The 7,373-nt window shown below is 40.0% G+C and carries 4 protein-coding genes; 2 read left to right on the top strand and 2 right to left on the bottom strand.

What is annotated here, in order from left to right:
• Positions 1-361 precede the first annotated feature (361 nt).
• Positions 362-1,822 (top strand): cardiolipin synthase, encoded by a 1,461-nt coding sequence (gene cls / locus Q0V26_RS17500; protein WP_297486218.1) that lies wholly within the window; start codon positions 362-364, stop codon positions 1,820-1,822.
• A 109-nt stretch (positions 1,823-1,931) separates the two neighbouring features.
• Here the strand turns inward: cls and yiaY are convergent, their stop codons facing one another.
• A complete protein-coding gene (yiaY, locus tag Q0V26_RS17495) occupies positions 1,932-3,080 on the bottom strand; it encodes an L-threonine dehydrogenase (RefSeq protein ID WP_080156774.1) in 1,149 nt (382 codons plus the stop codon).
• A gap of 455 nt (positions 3,081-3,535) precedes the next feature.
• Between yiaY and Q0V26_RS17490 the strand changes: the two genes are divergently transcribed.
• Positions 3,536-5,926 carry a GH92 family glycosyl hydrolase gene (locus Q0V26_RS17490; protein ID WP_297486215.1) on the top strand — a complete coding sequence of 797 codons (2,391 nt, stop codon included), beginning with the start codon at positions 3,536-3,538 and terminating at the stop codon, positions 5,924-5,926.
• A 120-nt stretch (positions 5,927-6,046) separates the two neighbouring features.
• Here the strand turns inward: Q0V26_RS17490 and Q0V26_RS17485 are convergent, their stop codons facing one another.
• A complete protein-coding gene (locus Q0V26_RS17485; RefSeq protein WP_297486213.1) occupies positions 6,047-7,321 on the bottom strand; it encodes a DEAD/DEAH box helicase in 1,275 nt (424 codons plus the stop codon).
• Positions 7,322-7,373 lie beyond the last annotated feature (52 nt).

Below are 7,373 nucleotides of genomic sequence, written 5' to 3'. Positions count from 1 at the left end.
CAACCTTAACCAACTGAATTACAACAAAATAAAAATAGGCATTACATTTCAGCTAATGCTTTGAGCAAATTATTGCCCACAACTGAGCAAACTATTGCCCGCTGAGCAAGATCTTGCCCACGCTTAATACGTCCAATACTGTTGCCTCAATTTGTTTAAAGAATTACTTCATTATTTGCGAATATCGTTATGCCTTACATCGTGAATCTGATTATTATTTTTATATTAAAGTGATAATCCTTTCTCAAAAATAACTTTGAACATTTAACATAAGCATTAAAGAGCACTGACTATTAGGTTTTTTTCTCATTTCAATGCACTATATATACAAATTGTATTTATATATTGATGAAGTCATTCGATGGAACAGTTTTATCAAATCTTAACGTGGATCGGCATTTTCGCCTATTGGCTGTTAATTGCCGCTGTCACTGTACGCGTAGTCTTCAAACGTCGAGCTGTTGGTGTTTCCCTTGCGTGGATGATGATTATTTATATCGTCCCTATTGGCGGAGTTATTGCCTACCTGCTATTTGGCGAACTTAATTTAGGAAAAAAACGCGCTGAACGCGCCCGTGAAATGTTTTTTCCCTTTCAAAGCTGGTTTCAATGCCTGACTGATTGTCCCGGTCACATGCCTCAAAAAATGAGTGATGTCGCAAAACCAATTAACGATCTGTGTGAGAACCGTTTTGGTTTACCCGGATTAGTCGGTAATCACCTGTCATTAAAATCATCAACCGATGAAATTTTACGATCGCTTATTGCTGATATAAATAATGCACAACATTCAATTCATCTAGAGTTTTATATTTGGTATCCAGGCGGCCTTGCAGATGAAGTGGGTGTAGCCCTGATTAAAGCAGCAAAACGAGGTATTAGAGTTCGCGTATTGCTTGATTCCGCCGGTAGCATGCGCTTCTTCCGCTCTCACTGGCCGAAATTGATTCGAGGTGCAGGTATTGAGCTTGTCGAAGCACTGGCTGTATCACCATTTCGTATGTTCTTACGCCGCTTAGATTTACGTCAACACCGTAAAATAGTGGTTATTGATGACAATATTGCTTATACCGGTTCAATGAACTTAGTTGATCCCGCCTTCTTTAAAGTTGATGCTGGTGTCGGTCAATGGGTGGATGTGATGGTCAGAATCAGTGGCCCTACGGTTTCGGTGCTTAATTGTATTCAAGCATGGGATTGGGAAGTGGAAACAGGACAACGTTTTTTACCACCACTACCAACTTGTCAAATACCAACTGAAGACGAACCACAGTATGACACCGTACAAGTGATCCCTTCAGGTCCGGGTATGCCCGATGATATTATTCATCAGGTGTTGCTATTAAGTATTTACCAAGCAAAGAAAAGTATTGTCATCACTACACCTTACTTTGTGCCAAGTGAACACTTATTGCATGCGATAAAAGGTGCCGCTGAACGTAATATTGATGTTCATATTGTACTACCCGATAAAAACGATTCGACTATGGTTGAATGGGCAAGTCGTTCTTTCTTTAGTGATTTATTAAAATCAGGGGTACATATTCATCGTTTTCATGGCGGCCTATTACACACTAAATCCGTTGTCATTGATGATACTCACAGCTTAATCGGTACAGTTAACCTTGATATGCGCAGTTTATGGCTCAATTTTGAAGTCACAATGGCGGTGGATAATATTGAGTTCACCCATAAACTGAGCCAATTGCAGCAAAGTTACATTGCCGACTCAGAGCCTGTAGATAAAGAGCAATGGGAAAAACGTTCAGTACGTAATAAATTTGGTGAACGCTTCTTCTATATGTTTAGTCCATTATTATAATACAGTTAATGTACTGATAATAAATCGATAATAGCTTAAACATAAAAACAAAAACGCCTCAACTAGTGAGGCGTTTTTTATGCATTATGTGTAGTAATATTAGTAATTACTACATTGCAGCCATAAAGATTTGTGAAATTTCTTCATGTGTTGCTTGCTTAGGATTAGTAAAACCACACGCATCTTTTAATGCATTATCCGCTAACAATGAAACATCTTCAGCTTTCACATTAAGCTCTTTTAAGCCCGCAGGAATACCTACATCTTGAGATAGTGCCATGATTGCATCAATTGCAGCATCTGCGCCTTGTTGTGGTGTCATTTCATTTACATTCACACCCATAGCAGCAGCAACATCACGTAAACGCTCAGGACAAACTTGGGCGTTATAACGTTGAACATGTGGCAACAATACAGCGTTACATACGCCGTGTGGCAGATTATAAAAACCGCCTAACTGGTGCGCCATTGCGTGAACATAACCTAGTGATGCATTGTTAAATGCCATACCTGCCATAAATTGTGCATAAGCCATTTGCTCACGCGCATTTAAGTTTTGACCATCTTTAACAGCGGTACGTAAGTTGGCTTCAATCAGTTCTATTGCTTTAATAGCAACAGCATCCGTGATTGGTGTAGCAGCAATAGAAACATAAGCTTCAATAGCGTGAGTTAATGCGTCCATACCCGTTGCCGCAGTTAATGAAGCAGGTTTCGCTAACATTAATTTCGGATCATTAACTGACATTAATGGCGTCGTGTTCTTATCAACAATGGCCATTTTAATATGACGAGCTTCATCTGTAATAATACAGAAACGGGTCATTTCAGAAGCAGTACCCGCGGTGGTATTAATTGCTACTACAGGTAGTTGTGGTTTTGCAGAACGGTCAACACCTTCGTAATCACCAATCTGACCACCATTCGCGGCTAATAACGCAATACCTTTTGCACAATCGTGAGGAGAGCCGCCACCTAATGAAATAACAAAGTCACAGCCGTTATCTTTTAACAGTGTTAAACCTTGATCAACATTAGTAATGGTTGGGTTTGGTTGAGTACCAGCGTAAACAACTGAATCAATTCCACGCTCAGTTAATAGCACTGCAACTTGCGAAACCACACCAATTTCGTTTAGTACTTTATCCGTTACAATTAATGCTTTTTTAAAGCCATGCGCCTTAATTGCATCCGCCGCTTCTGTTAAACAACCCGCCCCCATAAAATTAACACTTGGGATATAAAATGCACTGCTCATAATAATTTACCTTATTTTTCAAATGCTCATTATCAAATATGTCTTTCCTATAAAACATATTTAATTAATGGCACTACCAACTAATTCCTCTTTGGTATTTTTACGCCTTTGTTTTAAAAATCTATTTGATCTAAAACAAGCATTGAAAAAACATTGCTACTTATCTACAAGAATATGAACCAGTTCTCAAAACAACCTTTATATTGTTTACCCACAAGAACAATATAATTCACCAAGGAAACATTATTTCCCACAACCTGCCCCATGAAGCAGTATCACGTTTCAATTTAATCGGTACAAAAGTCCAGTAAATGATTGTTTTATCATCTTACTACCACAGTGATTTCCCCCTACTATACGATTAAAACAGCATCTTCTTACTCTTATCTCTTGAGAATTTTCACTCTTGGTCGATGTAAAAATTCCTGCACTACATATTTGTTAGGTGAAACATTATGACGTTTAAATTGACTCCAATTGCTATTTCGCTGGTATTGTCATTCGGTTTATTTGGGTGTAATAACGACAACAATAATCAAACCCAAGCTGAAGTCACCTTGCCTGCAACACCGATTATTGATATGAGCGTTTTAAACTATATTGATCCTATGATTGGTACTGCAGCGTCAGGACACACATTCCCCGGAGCCGTAGTGCCTCGTGGCATGGTGCAATTAAGTCCAGATACCTTTAAAGGGACGAATACCGATACTGAAACAGGCCAAAATCCATGGCATTCAGCATCAGGTTATTGGGATGCGAGTGATTACGTTGCTGGGGATGTATTTGCAACGGATCTTAATCTTTACGGTTTCTCACATACTCACCTATCAGGCACTGGGGCAACTGACCTTGGTGATATTTTAGTGCTGCCTTATTCTGATGACGCTAACCGTGAAAATAATGCCTTTGATAAAGCAACTGAAACCGCATCACCAGGTTACTACTCAGTAGTATTAAATAATGGCAACATTAAAGCAGAATTAACCACCACAACCCGTGTCGGTGTCCATCGTTATACCTATCAGCAAGGCGCTGATCGTAAAATCAAACTTGACCTTGCTCATACACTGGCAGCCAACAATGGTGAATCTCTACAAAACCGGGTTGAATTGGTTGATGAATACACCATTCGTGGTCGTCGCGTTTCCACAGGTTGGTTCCAAGGCCAAGATATTTTCTTCTACGCTCAGTTTAATCAGCCAATTGCTCATGCATTGATTGCTCGTGATGGTGGCAATGCAATGGACATGCAAATGGGCGCAGTTTACGGCTCAATCAATAGTCCAAATAAACAACAAATCACTTACCTTGATTTTGGTAAAGGTGATCAACCGATTGAAATGCGTGTCGCTCTCTCTCCTGTCGATTGGGATGGCGCACAAAAGAACTTAGAAGCCGAAACGCCAACCTATAATTTTGCTAACGTTAAAGCCAATGCTGAACTTGCTTGGGCAAAAGAGCTGGCTACGGTTCAAGTAAAAGGCGGTTCTGACGCTGAGAAAACCAATTTTTACACTGCGATGTATCACGCCATGATTGCCCCTGTTGAATATCAAGATGTTGATGGTCGTTACCGTGATTTACTTGGCAGTATTCGTCAAGCAGACGGTTATAAAAACTATTCTGTTTATTCAACATGGGATACTTTCCGTGCTGTTCACCCCTTACTAACCATTACTAATCCGCAACATGCAACTGACTTAGCTAATGACTTGATCCGTAAATCACAAGAAACAGGACTACTGCCAAAGTGGGAAGGTTATGGTGAAGAAACGGGCACTATGATTGGCTATCCGGCCACCGCGATTATTGGTGATGCGGTCGTCAAAGGTCTTGATGTTAATGCTAAAGATGCCTTAGAAGCGGCAAAGAAATCAGCGTATTACCGTCCGTATGACTTCCCTCAAATTCCTGACCATACTTTGCAAGCCGTAATGGCAGGTCAGTTAAGTTATTACGAACGTGATAAGTGCGTTGGTTTACCTAACTGGAACTCAGTCTCTTATGCTTTAGAGTTTTCATACTATGACTGGACGATTGCTCAAATGGCAAAAGTGGCTGGTGATGACGCTGCTTATAAAGAGTTTAACGATCGCGCCTATTGGTCTTTAAATCATTGGGATAAAGATGCTGGCTTCTTTGTACCTGTAAAACTAAACAGTTGTGAAAAAGAGTTCGCTTCCGATACCTTTAATCCATACAGCTCTGATGCTTATTGGTATACCGAAGGTAATGCATGGCAATGGCAATGGACGTTCATGCAAGATATTGACAAGTTAACCGAGGTTATGGGCGGTACTGAAGGGTTCAACACTAAGTTAAATGACTTATTCACAGCTGATGCTGATGGCGGTGAAAACCATCAAGATATGACCGGCTTTATTGGGCAATATATTCACGGTAACGAGCCATCACACCACGTGATTTACTTATATAACCGTACCAATGAGTCTTGGAAAACCCAAGAATACCTCGATAGAGTTTACAAGGAATTCTATAAGCCAACCCCTGACGGTATCATTGGTAATGAAGACGTCGGTCAAATGTCAGCATGGTACATTATGTCGGCAATGGGCTTCTATCAGGTAACACCAACGGATCCAACCTATACCATTGGTCGCCCTATTTTTGATGAAGTAAAAATCAAATTACCAACGGGTGATTTCACTATCACGGCAGATAATAATAGCAGTGACAATAAGTATGTGAAATCAGTGTTGATTAACGGTAAGCCACTAGATGTCTTTAATAGCTTTGAGCACAGTGAAATCAAAGCAGGTGGAACGCTTCACTTTGTTATGACTGCTGATAAATCACAAGCAATGGCAGCTCGACTGAACTAAGGCCATTCGTCTTTAAATCATTATTCACAATCATAAAAAATCCCTCGTTATAACTAACGAGGGATTTTTATGTTTAGCTCAAGCTATTATGACAACCTGTTATCAGTATAATAATTCGTCTTATGACCAAAAATCGTCAATGGGGGCTGGTTTGTTTTTACGTTTCTTTTTGCCTGTACCTTCAGGTTTTGCCATTGGCTTTTCTGCCGCTAACAAAGCTTCAGATTCATCCACTTCAAAACCGGCAACTTGTTCACGCTCAAGTCGAACTTTATTCTTCTTCTCGATAACTTTAAAATGATGGCTGTCTTCATAATCAATCAGTGATATTGCTAAACCCACTTCACCCGCACGACCACTACGACCAATACGGTGCATGTAATCTGCTGGGCTACGCGGTAAATCAAAGTTAATCACAACAGGTAGCTTTTCAATATCAAGACCACGAGCAGCAATATCCGTTGCAATCAATACTTCAATATCACCTAATTTAAACGCTTCTAACACACGCGTACGTGCACCTTGACCTTTATCACCGTGGAATACTTCAGCACAAATACCACGTCGAGAAAGCTTATCCGCTAGATGTTCACAACTGTTTTTAGCATTCACAAATATAAGCGTTTGACGCCACTGATTTTCTTTAATCAAATGCGCTAATACTGCGGTCTTCTCACCTTTATTAACGGTGAACACACGTTGTACTAGCGTACTTGCATCAACACTCTGTAATTGCAGTTCAACCGGATCGTTAAGTAATGCTTGAGTTAATAGCTTAACTTGTTCAGGGAACGTCGCTGAGAATAATAATGTTTGCTTATTGTTAGGTAATAGCGCTAGTAACGCAGACAGTTCTTCAGTAAAACCAAGGCTTAACATACGATCTGCTTCATCAAGCACTAAGGTTTTAACCCGATCAAGCTTAATCGCATTACTTGAAATTAAATCTAATAGTCGACCAGGGGTTGCTACTAAAATATCAGTGCCACCACGTAGGGCTAGCATTTGGGTGTTAGCTGATACGCCACCAAATACGGCTACAGTTTTAATCGCACCGTTAAAATGGGTTGCATAAGATTTAATGCTATCTGCAACTTGTTTTGCTAGCTCACGGGTTGGAACTAAAACAAGACCAGTAACATAATTACCCTTCGCATTTTTATTTTCAGTAGCTTTAGTTTGATGCAACTGTTGTAACAACGGCAAAGCAAAGGTTGCCGTTTTACCTGAACCTGTATTTGCACCCGCAATTAAGTCACGTCCCGCTAATACACTCGGAATAGCTTGTGCTTGAATAGGCGTTGGCTGTTGATATTCCAGCTCCGTTAATCGTGCTAACAAAGGCGAAATAAGGCCAAGTTCTGCAAAGTTGGCTGGTGTTGTAATAGTGGTCATTAATATACAGGCTCAAAACTAAAATAATTACTGTCATTTTAGCTTATTTAGC

It is taken from the genome of uncultured Photobacterium sp. (assembly GCF_947039875.1).
In the GTDB taxonomy this organism is placed as follows: domain Bacteria; phylum Pseudomonadota; class Gammaproteobacteria; order Enterobacterales; family Vibrionaceae; genus Photobacterium.
This window is presented reverse-complemented; position numbering and strand designations above follow the sequence as displayed.

Bases quoted from the DNA above. Each gene is read 5' to 3' on its own strand.
- cls (WP_297486218.1), top strand. From the start codon at position 362: ATGGAACAGTTTTATCAAATCTTAACGTGGATCGGCATTTTCGCCTAT.
- yiaY (WP_080156774.1), bottom strand. From the start codon at position 3,080: ATGAGCAGTGCATTTTATATCCCAAGTGTTAATTTTATGGGGGCGGGT.
- Q0V26_RS17490 (WP_297486215.1), top strand. From the start codon at position 3,536: ATGACGTTTAAATTGACTCCAATTGCTATTTCGCTGGTATTGTCATTC.
- Q0V26_RS17485 (WP_297486213.1), bottom strand. From the start codon at position 7,321: ATGACCACTATTACAACACCAGCCAACTTTGCAGAACTTGGCCTTATT.